14 protein-coding genes and 1 riboswitch are annotated in these 17,467 nt (G+C 45.4%); of the genes, 7 read left to right on the top strand and 7 right to left on the bottom strand.

What is annotated here, in order from left to right:
* Positions 1–6: 6 nt before the first annotated feature.
* The 4 genes from NSQ68_RS25125 (at position 7) to NSQ68_RS25110 (ending at position 4,296) form a co-directional block, all read left to right on the top strand.
* Entirely contained in the window at positions 7–708 is a 702-nt protein-coding gene (locus NSQ68_RS25125; RefSeq protein WP_307350819.1) for a dihydroorotate dehydrogenase electron transfer subunit, read from the top strand.
* Entirely contained in the window at positions 689–1,621 is a 933-nt protein-coding gene (locus NSQ68_RS25120) for a dihydroorotate dehydrogenase (RefSeq protein WP_342427527.1), read from the top strand. Before NSQ68_RS25125 ends, NSQ68_RS25120 begins: the two co-directional genes overlap by 20 nt.
* 288 nt (positions 1,622–1,909) lie before the next feature.
* On the top strand, positions 1,910–3,562 hold the full coding sequence (locus NSQ68_RS25115; RefSeq protein WP_342427526.1) for an ATP-binding protein: 1,653 nt from the start codon (positions 1,910–1,912) through the stop codon (positions 3,560–3,562).
* The gene (locus NSQ68_RS25110; RefSeq protein WP_342427525.1) at positions 3,559–4,296 is read left to right on the top strand and encodes a response regulator; all 738 of its coding nucleotides are present in this window, start codon (positions 3,559–3,561) and stop codon (positions 4,294–4,296) included. The genes NSQ68_RS25115 and NSQ68_RS25110 overlap by 4 nt, the downstream gene beginning before the upstream one ends.
* 49 nt (positions 4,297–4,345) lie before the next feature.
* Here NSQ68_RS25110 and NSQ68_RS25105 read toward each other — a convergent pair whose 3' ends face one another.
* Together NSQ68_RS25105 and NSQ68_RS25100 are read right to left on the bottom strand one after the other, a co-directional pair.
* Entirely contained in the window at positions 4,346–5,365 is a 1,020-nt protein-coding gene (locus NSQ68_RS25105; protein ID WP_342427524.1) for a 2-hydroxyacid dehydrogenase, read from the bottom strand.
* Between the two features lie 17 nt (positions 5,366–5,382).
* Positions 5,383–6,438 carry an AEC family transporter gene (locus NSQ68_RS25100; protein WP_307350830.1) on the bottom strand — a complete coding sequence of 352 codons (1,056 nt, stop codon included), beginning with the start codon at positions 6,436–6,438 and terminating at the stop codon, positions 5,383–5,385.
* 333 nt (positions 6,439–6,771) lie between these two features.
* On the opposite strand from NSQ68_RS25100, the gene mmuM reads away from it, so the two are divergent.
* A complete protein-coding gene (gene mmuM / locus NSQ68_RS25095) occupies positions 6,772–7,719 on the top strand; it encodes a homocysteine S-methyltransferase (RefSeq protein WP_342427523.1) in 948 nt (315 codons plus the stop codon).
* Between the two features lie 147 nt (positions 7,720–7,866).
* Here the strand turns inward: mmuM and NSQ68_RS25090 are convergent, their stop codons facing one another.
* From NSQ68_RS25090 to rhaB, 5 genes are all read right to left on the bottom strand, one after another.
* On the bottom strand, positions 7,867–10,137 hold the full coding sequence (locus NSQ68_RS25090; protein WP_342429163.1) for a GDYXXLXY domain-containing protein: 2,271 nt from the start codon (positions 10,135–10,137) through the stop codon (positions 7,867–7,869).
* A 139-nt stretch (positions 10,138–10,276) separates the two neighbouring features.
* Positions 10,277–11,170: an AraC family transcriptional regulator gene (locus NSQ68_RS25085; protein ID WP_307350836.1), complete on the bottom strand. Its 894-nt coding sequence runs from the start codon at positions 11,168–11,170 to the stop codon at positions 10,277–10,279.
* A 198-nt stretch (positions 11,171–11,368) separates the two neighbouring features.
* Complete coding sequence (gene rhaD, locus NSQ68_RS25080; protein ID WP_342427522.1) at positions 11,369–12,214, bottom strand: rhamnulose-1-phosphate aldolase; 846 nt, start codon at positions 12,212–12,214, stop codon at positions 11,369–11,371.
* 52 nt (positions 12,215–12,266) lie between these two features.
* A complete protein-coding gene (gene rhaA, locus NSQ68_RS25075) occupies positions 12,267–13,523 on the bottom strand; it encodes an L-rhamnose isomerase (RefSeq protein WP_342427521.1) in 1,257 nt (418 codons plus the stop codon).
* A gap of 12 nt (positions 13,524–13,535) precedes the next feature.
* Positions 13,536–15,017, bottom strand: a complete 1,482-nt coding sequence (gene rhaB / locus NSQ68_RS25070; RefSeq protein WP_342427520.1) for a rhamnulokinase — start codon at positions 15,015–15,017, stop codon at positions 13,536–13,538.
* Positions 15,018–15,245: 228 nt separating this feature from the next.
* Positions 15,246–15,349: riboswitch (purine riboswitch) on the top strand.
* A 181-nt stretch (positions 15,350–15,530) separates the two neighbouring features.
* On the opposite strand from rhaB, the gene NSQ68_RS25065 reads away from it, so the two are divergent.
* On the top strand, positions 15,531–16,148 hold the full coding sequence (locus tag NSQ68_RS25065; RefSeq protein WP_016822598.1) for a xanthine phosphoribosyltransferase: 618 nt from the start codon (positions 15,531–15,533) through the stop codon (positions 16,146–16,148).
* Positions 16,142–17,449, top strand: coding sequence for a nucleobase:cation symporter-2 family protein (locus tag NSQ68_RS25060; RefSeq protein ID WP_342427519.1), 1,308 nt, complete (start codon positions 16,142–16,144; stop codon positions 17,447–17,449). The genes NSQ68_RS25065 and NSQ68_RS25060 overlap by 7 nt, the downstream gene beginning before the upstream one ends.
* Positions 17,450–17,467: the final 18 nt, after the last annotated feature.

Here is a 17,467-nt window from a genome sequence, read left to right as displayed (position 1 = left end):
GGTTATATGGCTAACGTAATTTCGAATGTGGCGCTCGTTCCGGGCATCTATGTGATGAGAATAGAGGGAAAGTTTAAAGGGAACATGGGGCAGTTTTACATGCTGCGCAGCGGGACAGGTTACCCACTGTTGCCCAGACCCATCAGCATTTATGATATCGGGGAAGAGAGTATTTCCTTTTTGTATCGGGTTGTTGGAGAGGGGACAAATTTGTTTTCCCAATTACAGCCTGGTCAGGAAATTCAGTTAGAAGGACCTTTCGGAAACGGTTTTCCGCAGGTAGAGGGTAGTTTGGCTTTAATCGGCGGTGGCATGGGTACAGCTCCGTTGCTGTTGGCTGCAAAGTATTACCCGCATGCGCACGTTTATCTGGGGTTTGCACAGCAAGCCTTCGGGGTTGAAGCGTTCGAAGCTGTGGCGGCATCTGTGCAGGTCAAGGTAGGGGGAAGTATCGTCGAACAGGTCGATCCGACGCTCTATGCGAATATGTTCTCCTGCGGGCCAACTCCAATGTTGCAAGCACTTGCCATGAAAACAGTGGATACGTCGTCCCGTTTATATATTTCAACTGAAAGACACATGGCCTGTGGTATTGGCGCATGTTTGGGCTGTACGATGCGTACCCGTGGAGGCAATCGGAGGGTATGTAAAGAAGGGCCTGTATTCCCGGTGGAGGAGGTGGAGTTCGATGATCTCCATGGCGTGTAATATTGCGGGTGTACCGTTCAAGAACCCGATTATCATGGCTTCCGGTACGTTTGGATTCGGACGTGAGTATGCGGAATTCTATTCTCCTGAATTATTGGGCGGCATCGTCGGCAAAGGACTGACTCTGCATCCGAAGGCTGGTAATACCGGATCACGAATACATGAGACAGCATCCGGCATGCTCAATAGTGTAGGACTGGAGAATCCGGGTGTTGCCGCCTTTTTGAAGGATGAACTGGATGGCATGACTCACTGGAACACGGCTGTTATTGCCAACGTGGGCGGTTCCAATCTGGAGGAATATGTTCAGGCCGTAGCGATGATTACGGAAAATGCACAAAAGCGTCGCACGATGAACCGCAGAGGCGTTGATATGCTGGAATTGAACATTTCATGTCCCAATGTGAAGCAGGGTGGAATGCAATTTGGTATCCAGACGGAGGTAGCGCGGGAGGTTGTGCGTCAGGTGCGCAATGTGACGGCGCTTCCGTTAGTCGTCAAACTGTCTCCAAACGCAGAGAACATCACGCAGATGGCGGTTATGTGCGAGGAAGAAGGCGCAGACGGAGTTTCGCTAATCAATACATTTTCTGCAATGAAAATAGATATACGCCGGCGTCGCAGTGTCTTCGCCAACACGTATGCAGGTCTTTCTGGTCCGGCCATTAAACCGATTGCTTTGCGTATGGTTCATCAGGTGGCACAGGCGGTGTCGATTCCGGTGATCGGGATGGGCGGGATTAGCTCGGTGGAAGATATTATTGAATTCACCATGGCAGGGGCCGCTGCAATTCAGGTGGGAACGTACAATTTTGTCCATTTACATGCAGGGGCCGAGCTGGTACATGGCCTTGAACAATGGATGCAGCGAGAAAAGGTGCAGTCATTGGATGAAATACGGGGAATTTTGTGAATTTGGAACCATTTTGCATACACTAATTCATATGAGGATTTTGCAAAATCCTGATATAAAGCCGGCTTGTCTTTTAAAGACAAGTCGGTTTTATTTATTTGACTGAAATAGCCAAGCATCAACTAGGGGTTAATATCGCATTTGCTCAAGATGAACGAAATTTGCCTTTCCAGCCGATGAATGGCTTGCAAAATAAGAAGGAAATTGTCAAACGATGTCGAATATCAAGGGAATATAGGGTTAGAGATAGGCTCTTCTTCCTAATGGAGGGCTTAACAAAAAAGCTAGGTGATAGGGTTGCGGTCAAAAAGTAAGTCGAAACCGAGACGACAATTCAAAGTTTCGCTACAATTCATGATTATTATTTTGGTTGTTTTAGTTATCATTATCTCCTTAATTATATCCTTGCTTCTCATTCGTAATTTCGTGATTAACAAGCATTTTGATAATACGAAGGAAAAACTTTCGGGTGTTGCCAAGATGGTTGCCAGTGACAACGATGTTATTCGTAATGTCGAGCAGGGAGTTCCTGTGAAGCAGATCCAAGACTACTCAATTGGAGTCATGCATAACGTTAATGTGGATTTTGTTGTCATTCTGAACCACGATTTAATTCGGCTATCTCATCCGAATGCAACGATGGTCGGCAAACCGTTCTCGGATTTGAATGATGCCAGAAGAGCGCTATCCGGTCAGGGACATTTTTCTGAGAATATAGGTATTTTGGGCAAAGGTTACCGATATTTTACGCCGATATTTAATCAACAGCATGAGGTCATTGGCATTGTATGTGTAGGGCTGACCATGAGAACCCTAAATCATGATTTGATGCAGGCGCAGTATACCATTTTTGGGGGGCTGATGCTGGGGCTCTTTAGTGGAGTTCTAGGCGCGATCATTCTGGCTCAGAAAATCAAAACGATTTTATTTGGGCTTGAGCCGCAAGAGATAGCAACACGATTGCGCGAAAAAGAAATTATTGAAAATGAGGTCGCTGAAGGAATTATAGCCATTTCGGCTGACAAGAAAATTATGCTTATGAACAAAGAGGCTCAGGCCAAGTATCAACTGGCAAACCAAGAGATGAAAGCCCCGATTGGCGAGCAGCTAGATACCAACTTTTATAACGTGCTCTTCAAGAGAGTGTTTGATGATAAAAAGAAAATCAAGGATCGCTCATTTTATGTGAATGGTATAGAAGTCATTGCGACAGTAACCCCTATATATATTGAGAATGAGTTTTTTGGGGCAGTTGCAACGCTGCGCGACCAATCCGAGATGATCCATCTTAGCAACCAGTTAAGTGGTACAAAATATTATATTAACTCCCTTCGCGGACAGACCCATGAATTTATGAACAAAATGCACGTAATATCCGGGCTGATTGAAATGAGGAAATATGCGGAGGTCAGTCAATATATTCATCAGTTAAATCACCGGTATCAAGATGAGGTAGGCTTTTTGACGGAGAGAATTAAAGTTCCGGCATTAGCAGGTTTTATTATGGGTAAAATCAACGAAGCACGCGAACAGAATATTTCGGTTCTTCTTGCAGAAAGCTCGAATGTCTCTAATGTGGAGATGCAGGATATCGTTCATGATGTCATACACATCCTAGGTAATTTTTTTGACAACGCCATAGATTCCATCTTACAAAAAAAAGAACCCGGCAAAATTGAGCTGAAATTGAACTATGAGTGTGAGGGAAATGTATTTATTTTAAAAGTGAAAGATAATGGGTTGGGGATTGATTTTGAGATGCAAAAAAGAATATTCGAGCATGGTTTTTCAACCAAAGGAGAAGACAGAGGCTACGGCTTGAATCTGGTTAAAACCATGGTGGAAAATCATCAAGGAATCATTGAGCTTGATAGCCAACCGGGTCTGGGAACAAGTATATATGTAGAGTTGCCCTGTACATTGGAGGTGACAAATAAATGAAGGTTCTAATTGTTGAGGATGATCCGATGGTTGCTGAGCTCAATCAACAGTTTATCGAGCGCATGGACAATTTGGACGTTGTATGTAAGGCAGATACCGTCAAGAAAGCACAGGACTGCCTTCAAAAATGGTCACCGGATCTGGTATTACTGGACGTATATTTACCTGGAAAAAGCGGATTAACTTTATTATCTCATATGCAGGAGCATCAGTATCATGCTTCAGTGATTTTAATTACGGCTGCAAAAGATATTCAGACGGTGAAGGAAGCTGTTTTTTATGGTGTTGCAGACTATTTAATTAAACCCTTTACATTCGAACGCTTTAGACTGGCTGTTGAGAAGATCCAGCGTCTAGCCATGGTGATGGAGGAAGGGAACGGAATTAATCAAGCTGTTATTGACCATTATTTTAATAAAGAAGAGCATACGGGTGTGGAAAAGAAAAAACCTGTTGAACATCCATCGCATAATCTATCGAAAAACCTGTCTAAAAATTTGTCCAAACTGACCATGACCACGATACTGAAGAGTATTCAAGAGCTGGACGGACCCTTCTCGGTTGAAACGTTAGCTAGAGAAGTGGACTTGTCCCGTATCACGGTCAAAAAATATATTCAGTTCCTGGTGGACGATGGCTTTCTCGTTGAATCAATAGAATACCACAAGGTTGGTAGGCCGCTAATGCTCTATCAGTTGAATCCTGATATAAAAGAACCGCCATTTCCATTGTAATCTGGAAATAGCGGTTCTTTTTTTTAACCAAGAGTACAGAGCTTCCTAATTATTTCATAGAGAGAACAGGAAGTGGGACCAGATTGTCCGAAGAATGAGTTGTAACGATATCATGGAAGTTGTCGTAGCTAGTTTCAATCATGTTGGATAACGCCGTAACGGTATTCGAGCCAGCATGAGGCGTTACCAAAACTCTTGGGTACAGCTCCACAAGCTTCTGGATTGTTGGGTCCGGGAGCATTTGCCATGGTTCAAATGCTCTAAAGAACAATTCGTCTTCTTTAGGGAAGACATCCGTAGCGAAGCCTTCCAGATGGTTACTGAGCAAAGCGTCCAAAATGGCTTGGTTATCTTGTAATTCTCCACGTGAGGTATTGATGAGAATAGATCCCTTTTTCATTTTTGCTAAAAAGTTGGCGTTAATCATTTTGTCGTTCTGTCCCGGCAGATAAGGAACGTGCACACTAACAACATCACTCTCTGCCAGTAATTTATCCAAGGTTGTGAATGGAATGACTTCCTTAGCCGCGTCCGATGCGTACACATCATAACCAATAACAGAGGCGCCCAATCCTTTAAACAATTTGGCCTCCGTCAGACCAATGCGACCAACCCCGATAATCCCAACTTTACAGTTATGGATCTCTTTGCTGAATGTATGCTCATCCACAATAAAATTTTTGAACGAGCTTTTGGTAGTCATATAAGCGGTGTGCCGGAACAGCATCATAGCCAAAGTTAAGGAGAGCTCGGCGATAGCATTCGGAGAGTAGGATGGCACACGTGCTACCTTCATTCCGAATTCGCTGCAGGCATCCAAATCAATATGGTTGATTCCGACTGTTCTGGTGAAAACATATCGAATTCCATATTCATTGAATTTTGTGATATTTTCTCGATTGGCAGCACAGTTTCCTCTTAGCAAAACGGCATCGTGATGCTGCGCCAATTCTGCATTGCTGGTGGTTAACAACTCTTCTACCAGCGTTAGTTGGAAGTTATATTTATTGAGATCCTGGAAATAGGGTTTCTCATAAGAACGGACACCATAGCAAATGATTTTTAACATGTTGTTTACCCCCTGATTTAGAAAATTCCAATTTTATCAATGACATTGAGTGTAATGATCCACACTGGAATCATGACGACAGAAGTGATAGTAGATAGAAGCGATGCATTGGAAGTCAAGATGGCTTCCTTATCAAAACTGATGGCATAGGCTGCGGCTACGGTAGCCGTAGGAGTAGCCATCATGATGACAATAGTAGCTAAAGCGACAGAATCGACTGACAGAATATGAGATACAGTCAACAAAGCCAGCAAGACGATGTTAACAATAGGTACAAGCCAAACCTTAACGATGCTGTAATACCAAGAGGTCTTATCCGTAGCTGCCGACTTGAAGCTGATCTCCCCCAATGTCGAGCCAATCGATAACCAGGCTAATGGAGAAGCTAGTCCAGCAAGGTAGGTCATGGGCTTGAACAGCCAGACAGCCGTTTGATCAATTCTTAGAAAGGCGAACTGCTGAATGGCCCCATCCTCTGTAGCTACACTCATCTGTGGCAAATAACCTTGAAACAACCAAACAAACAAGCCTATAAAAGTCGCAATAACGATCGGATTCAAAAACATAGTTTTGAGATTTTTAAGCTCCATTTTCAGGCCGCTCATTTTGATATAGCCATAGGAGTATAAGAAAATGCGGTACCCTATGTTAAAAATGGAACTGTACATCACTCCGGTAGGGCCGTAAATAGCTCCGACGATTGGAATTCCGAAGAAAGTAGTAGAACCGAAAATAGTTAACACCCGCAAAACATCCTGTTTATCCTTGTTGTAGCTGAGGAAGAACGGTTTAGAAATAAAGATGAGAATAATATAAATTAGAATTCCCCATATTAAAACATTCATTCCTTGTTTTAACATTGTAGGATTAATATCCTGCATGAAAGAATTAAAGGCTAGTGCTGGTAGAGCTACGGTTAGAACAACCTTGGATAGCATCTTTCCTACTGCTGCGTTAAAAATTCCCTTCTTGCGGCAAAAGAAACCAAGAAGGATAATAAAAACGGTGGAAGCGATAGAACTGAGAATTTTGTTATCTGTTAAGGTCGCTGTAATCATTTCTAGTAAAGACATAGATAAAACCCTCTCTTGTACCTTTTTTCACATATATGACGGTGCAAAATGTGACGATGCAATTCCCTGATCTTTTGGCCAAAGTGTTGGTTTGCACTTTTATAGTAAAATGACTTTGTGAAAAAAAGAACAATATCTAATTAATTTAACTTATGAAACTAATTTAAAAAATTTATACGTTACATCAGATAGCAAATGAAATGAGAGGGGACGTCTTCACAGAATGATTATTTTTTGGCTTTGTGAGTGCTCATCAACATCCGTGCTATAATGTAAATCATTAAACCCCACTTGATTAGTGGGTTAAATAGAACAGACGAGCAGGAGGGGCCCATGAATCCGATACAACATATACTGAACGAATTTCAGCTGATCGTGCTGGACGGCGCAATGGCGACCGAGCTGGAGCGTCATGGACATGATCTGAACGATAGCTTATGGTCAGCTAAAATCCTCCATGAGCATCCGGAGTCGATCAAGCGTGTACATAGGGATTATTTTGAAGCTGGGGCAGACTGTGCGATTACTGCGAGCTATCAGGCTACCGTTGAAGGCTATGTTAAACGAGGCTTAAGCGAAGCTGAGGCGCTGGAATTGATTCAATTATCGGTGCGGATTGCTGTGCAGGCACGAGATGAGTTTTGGGCTGACGTGACGGCTACTGCAAGTCAGCGACATCGTCCCAAGCCGCTAGTCGCGGCCTCCGTTGGCCCTTACGGGGCGTTTTTGGCAGATGGATCAGAGTATCGCGGCGATTACAAGCTGAACGAGGAACAGCTTGTGGAGTTTCACAGGCCGCGTATGAAAGCTCTGATTGAGGCGGGTGCAGATATTTTAGCTTGTGAAACGATACCCTGTCTGGTTGAAGCCAAGGCCATCGCCCGATTGCTGAGGGAATTCCCCGGCACGTATGCCTGGATCAGCTTTAGCGCAAAGGATGGGCAGCATATCAGCAATGGTGAGTCTGCCGCTGCATGTGCTGAGTGGCTGAATGGGCATGAGCAAGTGGCCGCTGTAGGGATCAATTGCACTTTGCCGAATTTCGTTCCATCTCTTATTCACGAAATACGCAGTCACACGGATAAGCCTGTGGTGGTATATCCCAATCTGGGGGAGGAATATGACCCGGTCACCAAGACATGGCACGGCAGCACTTGTACAGAGACGTTCGGACAAAGTGCCCGCCAATGGTATGAAGCGGGAGCTCGTCTGATTGGCGGTTGTTGCCGGACTCAGCCGCAGGATATTGAGGAAATCGCATCATGGACGAGAGATGTATAAACGGGCATAAGCCTAGCGCAGGGATAAAGATTATCTATAAGAGGTAACTGGATGGCCCGAAAAAGACAAGCAGGCTGAACCAAGTTGTGCTCCAGTAATGGAGGGGCTTGGTTCAGCCTGCTTTGTTGACTACCTGCACCGATCCGGTCAGCTTTCTGCCAAACGTTCCAGCAGTGCGTCTCCATTGCGGCTCACCCGAATATGGGCAAAATGTGCGTTCTGTTCTACAGTACGTCCGGTTCCCTCAGGGATGAAATAATTCTCAATACCGTACACAATACGAGAACCATACCACTGTCCATTTAGAATGACCTCATGACTGGCAAGTTTTTCGCCATCTTGATAGAGGCGGTCTGCGACGTATACTCCTTGGTTATCTGGTGTGAGAACGACTTTGACCTTGCCTCGGCTCCATTCTCCCTCCTGAAGAGAGGTCCTGGAAGGAGGGGTAGATATGTCGTAATTCAGTGCCACATAATCGCCTTGTAGTAGGGAGCGCGGGTCTATAGGAGCCAGTTTGAGCTTAATGGAGGCCCCTGTGGCGAGCAGGGTTTCGCTTCTCGCCGTCTGATAGCCGATGATCCCCAGCTGTAGCACGATGACAATGGCAATGAGTAACGGGCTTAAGCGCATAAAGCTAAAGCTGCGGTGGTCGGCATCGAATGCTGCTTTGCCGCTATGGGCCATTCGCCGATCCGCCCACCAGGTCAAGCCGAGTGCAATGATCCCCAGAAGCGCCAACGTAAAAGACTTATACAGTAGCGTCCACAATAAATCATAGTATTTGAAGCCGATAAAAATAAACCAGAAGACAACGCTCATGATGGCCTCCGATTTTTGTTTCACACGGACAAAGGCAAAGACCATCCCAGTAACGATAACAAAATAAAAAATGTTAATGAACATATAAGAGTGTGGAACGACATCCTCGAAAAACGTCGCCCAAAACAGGAACAGCAAGCTGAAAAATAATGAGCTATTCCGCAGATGTTCTTTTAACTCCGTCTTGGATATAAAGTAACTTATCCCATATAACACGGCATTGACGATGAAAAGAGAGAAGATGATGAACTTATAGGTCCAGTTCCAACCATCCCACTCCTGATACTGCTGAAATAAAATGGTCGCCAGATTCAGGTTTACAAAGGTGTAGGCAAAAAACAACTGCCTTTTCCCCTTGGAGCGAAACCATCCAGCGATGGAAACGATCAGAAATAATACCGAAAGAAGCGACTGATCTGACCATAGAATGGCCGCCAAGCCTGTAATGTAGCTGATGGTCAGCAGTGTATAACGTATTACCGAATCCAGCTTGGATTCCGGTATGACAATCATCAAAATCATAAGTAGCAATGACACAACCAACAGTACATATTCGGTGTGGTTTACATTCGTGCTAATCATAATCAATCCGATGAGAGATATACTTCCGATCAGCACTCCAACCACTTTGATTACACGGGATACAGTTTTGCTGATCCATTCACTGCCATGTTCCTCGGGAACAGTCATCTCAGTCTTTGATGTACTGATGTCTGTTGTCCCTGCTTCCGGCGGTGTTTTCCCCAAACGATTCAAATAACGGAAAAACCACACGTTACCGGTCAGCAGCAGCGCCACAAAAATCAAACCAAAAACAAAAAACAGAGATGAGTAGTAAGCCTCTGCCAGCTCTATAAATTTAAAGACAGCAAAAGCGGAGAGCGCCAAAGCATTCAAGGTCAGTAGCGTTTTATTCAGCCGTACCTTGATAAATATATAAAATCCTAAAGTAATCACAGCGATATGCGGTATATTCATGACCAGGCCATACCCATCAAATGCAAAAGAGTTGGTCATCGCCAACATGGCTATATGAAAAACAGTAAAGCTCATATATTGTAGTGGAGCAGACTGTATACGATGAAGGAACGTCAATAGAAACAACGCCAGATTGATCAGTGCGAACACTCCGGCAATGGACAACGATTCCAGTTCGCTATAAGACGGGTTTTGCATCGTAGGGTAAAAATAAAACCACAAACCAAGATGAATCAGTACATAAGACAGCATATAAAAAGGATTGTAGCGAGTGATCCAGCTAAGTAGCAGAGCCGGTACCGACCAAATGAAAAACAATCCGTAGCTGTCCGCATGGGAATTGTAAATTTGACCGAGCAATGCCACAGAAACGCCAAAGGCTATACAGCCAGCCACCAAAAACATATTAGACAGAAAAGCTTGTTGACCGGGAACAGCACGTATCCGTGCAAATACAAAAGACAAGCCATAGAACAGAACAATAAGCGCAGCAGCCAGTACAATCTTGACAGTCCGATCCAGTCCACCCCAATTGGAGGCGAAAAAATAAATAATCGCAGCAAGTATCAGTGAGATGCCCAGCAGATAGCCCGTACGTATCGCATTGAATCGCAGCATGGATTTCACGTACCTTTCCTGTTGGTTTGATGCTTATTATAACGTTGAAAGGTCTCAGAACCAAGTACAAATTAGGATCAGGTCATAAAAAAGAGGGCCACCGTATACGGCGGCTCTCTTTAACGTTGCTGGATTCCAGCTAGGCATTGACGGTACGAATCTCTTGTCGGGACTGATGTCGGAAGCGATACTCACGCGGTGGAATCCCTGCTGTTTTCTTAAATGCCTTGGAAAAGGTGGACATATCGGTATAGCCGATGGACTGGGCTATGATCGACAAATTGTAAGTCGTCTGCTCCAGTAATCTTTTGGCTTCGTTAATCTTAAGGTTTTGCAAATACTTGGCGGGAGAGATGAGGAAGGTGGAATGGAACTTGCGTGAAAAATGGGCACGATCCACACCTACATGCTCAGCAATTTGCTCAATCGTAACACGGTCACAATAATGCATTTCAATGTAGTCTTTCCCCTGCTGGAGCCAATAATCAGAGCATACAAAGTTGCGCAGTACGTCAGATGTGTTGCGGGACAACCCCTCGAAGATCTGGTGTAGTGTAATCAAGCGGGCCAAATCGCTGCCCTGTCTGTTGTTGTCTTGTACGATGGAAAACAGGTTGGAGATAAGTTCAAGGATTTCCTCGCTCACGGCGTTAGCCATAAATGGCGTAGAGGGATTAATTCCGATCCGCTCCAGTAGCGCGAGGGATTTGGGTCCCTCAAAGGCAATCCATACCTTTTGCAACGGGTGTTCGTGATCGGTGTAATATTCATGTGCAACATGCGGAAAAAAACAGAATAAATCAGACTTTTGGACACGGTACTTCTGTTGCTTATAAATAAACTCAGCCTGACCTTCAAGCACAAAAATCAAATAAAAATAAGGAACAGCTTTGGGACCGACATGGCAGCTTGTTTTCGAAATATCCATACCCAGTCTGACAGGCCAAATGGCGCTGGACTTTTCCAATTCGGTAGCTGTGAAATAATGGTCTTCCACGATGTCGAAGTGATCTTCATTTTTTGCTCTTTTCATAACTTGTCACCTCTCCTTTGGTGGAGATAAGGGAATTTTGATTTTATTGTATATAAAGGAAAGCATAATTACAAGTTAATTCATTGGAATTAAGGGTTATATAATTAAAACTACGTATGCCAAAGGCTCCATGGCCGGTTTGAGACGAGCGATGGAGCCTTTTAAGTTCTGTATTATGAGATGGAGATTAGCCTATATTTATACGTTCAGGATTCCTTCTTTTGGAGTAACGTTGAAGGCTTTGGCCAGATCGGCCAATTCCTGATCTGTAATTCGCTGCCGAATATCATGGTGAGCAATGAGCATGTAAATTTGCGCCGCTTTTTCAATGGTTTCAATCAGGCCAAACGCTTCATCAATGGAGCTGCCCGTTCCGAAAATGCCATGATGAGGCCATAATACAGCGCGATGACCCTTCATTTTTTTTGCTGTTTCGCGGCCGATTTCGCTGGAACCCGGTACCATCCAAGGGATTACACCGATACCGTCCGGAAAGACGACAATACATTCGGTACACATTTCCCACAGCGTTTTGGTGAATTGGTTCTCATCCAGACTATGAATGAAGGTCATGGCAATAACATGGGTGGCATGATTATGGATCACAACACGATGGTTAGGATCGACCTTCAAGCGCTCAATGTGGCTCATAAAATGAGAAGGCAACTCACTGGTAGGCACTGCGCCATGTTTGAGGCCCCACAAGACTTCCAACTGCTCGCCATCCTGGGAGACACGAAGGACCCCTAAGTTAGCTTCTGGATCTGCGATTACATTTTTAAAATATTTTCCTGATCCGGTGACGATAAAATATTTACCAGCCAGTTCATTTACCGGGAAAGCAGGTTTAATCGTCCGAATGACCTGATGAATATCTATATATTTTGCAACCTCAGCTTCATCCAGAATATAGCTTACATTACCTCCATTGCGTTCATCCCAGCCGAATTTCCACATGTTTTGTGTAATTTCCGCCATCTCGCGAACAAATGGGATATCCAGTCCCGATTTTCGTCCTTTTTGATTCTCCAGTACAGTAGTCATGGATGATCTCTCCCTTTGGATGATATGAATATAAGCATTATCAGTACAGTAGTTACCGTTTCAACAGTACCTGTTGTTCATAGTTTTTTACTTCGGCCAGCCATTCCTCACGAACAGGAACGTCGTTTTGAGCGCAATAGTAATCCCATATGGCACCAAACGGATACGATTTGAACTCTTCGACTAGAGCAAGACGAGTGGTGAAGTCCCGTTCATCTTCCGCCTGCTTTAATGCTTCAATCGGTTCGAGCATAGCGCGAAGCAGCGCTTTGATCGTGTTGCGTGTTCCGATGACCCATGCTGCCACATGGTTGATACTTCCATCGAAGAAATCAAGACCGATATGGGTTCGGGAAAGCAATTCACCGCGAACCAGCTCACGGGCAATGTCCAGCAACTCGTCGTCCATCGTCACGACATGATCACTGTCCCAACGAACCGGTCTGCTGACATGGAGCAATAATTGATCGGTGAACATCAGCACAGAGGACAGTTTGTTCGAAATGACTTCGGTTGGATGGAAGTGACCCGCATCGAGACAGATAGATTTACCGCGTGTCAGGGCGTAACCCATATAGAATTCATGTGAGCCCACGACATAGCTTTCCGAGCCGATGCCGAACAGCTTGCTTTCAACCGCATCGATGTTGTATTCTTCGCTGATTTCCTCGCTGAAAATCTCGTCCAGCGCATCTCGCAGACGCTCTCTTGGAGCCAGGCGGTCAACCGGAGTATCTTTATAGCCATCCGGCATCCAGTGGTTTGTGACACAAGGCTGACCGAGTTCTTTGCCAAAGTGCTCTGCAATCCTGCGTGATTTTTTGCAGTGTGTGATCCAGAAATCACGGATTTCCGAATCCCTGTGACTCAGCGTGAAGCCATCTTCCGCTTTGGGATGGGAGAACAGGGTTGGATTAAAATCAAGCCCAAGCCCTTGCTGTTTGGCCCAGTCTACCCAGTTTTGAAAATGGCGTGGCTCCAGTTGATCCAAATCCACTTGTTCTGTGGTGTCCGCATAGATTGCGTGCAGATTGACCTTATGTTTACCCGGAATGAGTGATAAGGCTTTTTCTAAATCCTGACGCAGCTCATGCGGTGTGCCTGCTCTGCCCGGGTAGCTGCCCGTTACGGCAATCCCCCCGCTAAGCTGTTTGTCTTTGAACAGAAATCCCTGAACATCATCTCCCTGCCAGCAGTGCAGTGATATTTTGATTTGTGAAAGCTTCCGTAAAATGTCGTCCACTTGAATACCGTGGCGGGCATACAGCTTTTTCGCTTCGTTATAACTGGCTTCAATAGCTTCGTTCATGGCTTTACTCCTTTATTGAGATATCTGAATAGAGGTTGTTGTTTGTATCTTGAGGTGCTCCCAGCGATCCAGAAGTTCTTGCATGCCTTCCACCGCTTGCGGCTCATATAGCCGAGTCGGAAAGGATCGGGCGATGGTACGGCCAGCAGCTTTGAGATCCTCAAGAGCACCAGAGCTGATTAATTGCACGACAATATTGCCGATGGCCGTAGATTCGGAAGGTCCTGCTTGAACCTCAATTTCCAAGAGATCGGCTGTTAACTGACATAGTAATTCGTTGTTAGCACCTCCGCCGACAATGTGCAATCTGGTAACCGTTTCGTCTGTTAAACGTTGCAGTTCATGTAAGGCATCGCGGTAGCTTAAGGCCAGACTGTCGAAAATACAGCGGGCGAGTGAACCCGGCGTTCTGGGGATGGGCTGGCCCGTTTCTTCGCAGAATCGCTGGATTTCAAGGGTCATACTATCCGGGTTTAAGAATGATGACTGGTTACAGAGGACGAGGCTGACAAACGGTGTCTCTGCTGAAGCCAGTTCGGCCAATTCGGCAAAGCTATGTGCGAAGCCTCCTTCTCTCCGAACCTCCTGTATCATCCACAATCCCATAATATTTTTCAGAAAACGGTACGTACCGTAAACGCCCCACTCATTTGTGTAGTTCGCCTGCATGGCTGCCTTGGTATTCAAGGCTTCGGATTGTTCCATTCCCAGTAGTGACCACGTTCCGCTGCTAATATAAGCCCAAGATTCTTCCCGCTGTGACGGGACACCTGCAACAGCCGATGCAGTATCGTGAGTAGGCGCAAGAATGAGCTGACAGTCCGGAAGATCGTATTTTTGAACAAGCTCCGGCAAAAGAGAACCCAAAACCCGTCCAGGCTCGGCAAGCTCTGAAAACTGATTGCGTCGCAGTTGGAGCAGGGACAACAGGTCTTCATCAAACTCTCGAGTGTTCACGTTGAGAAGCTGCATCGTGGACGCATTCGTCATTTCATTGACCATGATGCCTGTCAGGCGATAGTACAGATAATCAGGGACCATCAATATTTTATCCGCCTGGGCAAGCTGTTCCCGATCATGAACGAACAGTTGATACAGGGTATTAAAATTTAGTTCCTGAATGCCTGTTTTCTCATACACAGCCTCTCGACTGATGAGCTGGTGCAGCCTGTCGGGCGCGTGGAGGGTACGTGCATCCCGGTAAGCGTATACCTCATGAATGCGGTTACCTTTCTGATCAAGCAGCACATAATCTACAGCCCATGTATCAATGCCGAGCGTACAGGAATGAATCCCCATCTGTTTGGCTTTTTGCAAGCCCTGAATAATTTCATTTAATAGTTCGTCGATATTCCAGTAATCGTGGCCGCCTTTTTCGGTAAAGGAGTTGTTGAAACGGTGAAGCTCTTGCAAGTGTAGCTGGTCATCTTGCAGAGTTGCACCTACGAGCCTTCCGCTTGAAGCTCCAATATCAACAGCAAGATAATTATTCATATCCAATCTCCTTGCATGGATGAAATACTGGCAGCCTGAAAGTCTGCCTTTTGTTTTCTTAACTAACTCCATACTACTTCCGTTTTTCTTTGTAGTCAACAGAAACGGAAGTGAAATTTGTGGGTTTATTTTTGTTTTTACGATATTCCAATTGTGGAAGGTTCTTCAAATGCTGCTGTCTGTATGAAAAATAGTCTTGAAACCGCCCGCCAGAGGGTGTAGTATACAAGATATCAATTTCATATGACTCGTATAATATTGGGGATATGGCCCAAAAGTTTCTACCGGATGACCACTGTAATCGTCCGACTATGAGTGATAGCGCATCGGCTTCGGATGAATGCGGGCATTTATTTGTGCGCCAATCCGTCAGGGATTATAACCCCAAGGACAGGCTTCACTTGAGAAACAACTCAAGGGAGCCTGTCCTTTTTTGGTTTTGGCAGGTTTTACTGTTCAGGATTTTGCAAAATCCTCACTATTTTAAAGTACAGAAGGAGCGATACTTGCATAATGAAAGCTTTGGAGGAACGTATTCGTCAAGAAGGACAGATTTTATCTGACACCGTATTAAAGGTAGATTCATTTTTGAATCATCAGGTAGATACAGCATTAGCATTAGAGATTGGTAAGGAGTTTGCACGCCTGTTCGGCAGTGCTCCGATCACCAAGGTGCTTACCATTGAAGCTAGTGGTATTCAATTTGCAATGGCTACTGCTATTGCCTTGGGGGTCCCGTTCATTTATGCGAAGAAAAAGAAGGCCATCACGCTGAATGAGCAGGTATACTTCGCAGAGGTTCATTCGTTCACTCGGCAGGAAACCTATCAGGTGAGCATTTCTCAAAAATATCTCGATGCCAGCGACCATGTGCTGATCGTAGATGATTTTTTGGCTACTGGTGCAGCATTGGTCGGACTTACGGATATTGTGAAGGAAGCAGGAGCGGAGCTGGCAGGGGTTGGTTGCGTAATTGAAAAGAGCTTTCAGGAAGGCCGTGGACTATTGGAGCAAAGAGGCATTGCTGTGCGCTCTCTTGCGCGTATCGCTTCCATGGCACCAGGCGAGGTTCATTTTATAGAGGAAGCTGGCACGGTGATTCCTCCCGTTAAGGAGAATGTGGGATGTTAAGTAAACAAAAATTATTTGCACTGGGTTTCCAGCATGTCATGGCGATGTACGCTGGAGCGATTGCTGTTCCTCTGATTGTAGGGGGAGCATTGCACCTGACGCCAGCCCAGATGGCCTATCTGGTGGCTGCCGATCTGTTCACTTGTGGGATTGCTACGTTATTGCAGATTATGGGCACACGTTTTTTTGGTAGTAGACTGCCTGTCATTTTAGGCTGTACGTTTACGGCAGTAGGCCCCATTATCGCGATTGCTTCGACCTCAAATTTGGCGACAGCGTACGGTGCCATTATTTTGTCTGGTATATTCGTGGTGCTTGCGGCACCACTGTATGGCAAGCTGCTACGTTTTTTCCCAACGGTGGTTACAGGTTCGGTTGTTACGATTATCGGTCTATCCCTCATTCCGGTGGCGATGAACAATGTAGCAGGGGGCCAGGGCAGCGCGGATTTTGGACAGCCGCGTAATTTGTTGTTGGCGCTGGTTACTTTGCTGGTTATTTTGCTTGTGAATCGGTTAGCAAAGGGCTTTATGCGCTCGATTTCCGTGCTCATCGGTCTGTTTGCAGGCACGGTGGTTGCTTATGCGATGGGAATGGTGCATTTTGCTCCAGTGGCCGATGCGTCATGGGTGAGTGTTGCGCAGCCGTTTTATTTTGGTAAGCCGGAGTTTAGCATTATGGCAGTTTGTACGATGATTATTGTCAATATTGTCAGCATGGTCGAGTCTACGGGCGTTTATCTGGCAGTAGGCAAAGCGATTGATCAGAAGGTGGAGCAGAAGCAGATCGTCAATGGTCTGCGTTCCGAGGGACTTGCGATCATGCTTGGGGGTATTTTTAACGCATTTCCTTATACAGCTTTCTCGCAAAATGTGGGTCTGATCTCACTCACACGCGTCAAATCGCGGAACGTTATTTTTGCTGCGGGCGGTATCATGGTTGTTCTCGGTTTGCTTCCTAAGCTGGCTGCTTTAACGACAGTGATTCCTAACGCTGTGCTGGGCGGGGCGATGATCGTCATGTTCGGCTCGGTCGCTGCATCAGGCATGTCTATTTTGTCAGAAGTGGATCTGCGGAAGGAAAGCAATCTGCTGATCGCAGCATGCAGTATTGCCGTGGGCCTAGGCTCTGCCGTTCTGCCACAAATGTTCGACCAGCTGCCGAGCTTTGCCAAAATGCTGTTGCAAAATGGTATCGTTTCGGGCTCGATTACAGCGATTGTCTTGAACATCGTTTTGACGAGAAAACAAGGGGAATCGGTCAAAGGCGTGACGGTTCAGGAGGTTCCACAGAAGGTTTAAGGATTGGAATCAGATAAA

Source organism: Paenibacillus sp. FSL L8-0158 (genome assembly GCF_038592965.1).
GTDB lineage: Bacteria > Bacillota > Bacilli > Paenibacillales > Paenibacillaceae > Paenibacillus > Paenibacillus polymyxa_D.
This window is presented reverse-complemented; position numbering and strand designations above follow the sequence as displayed.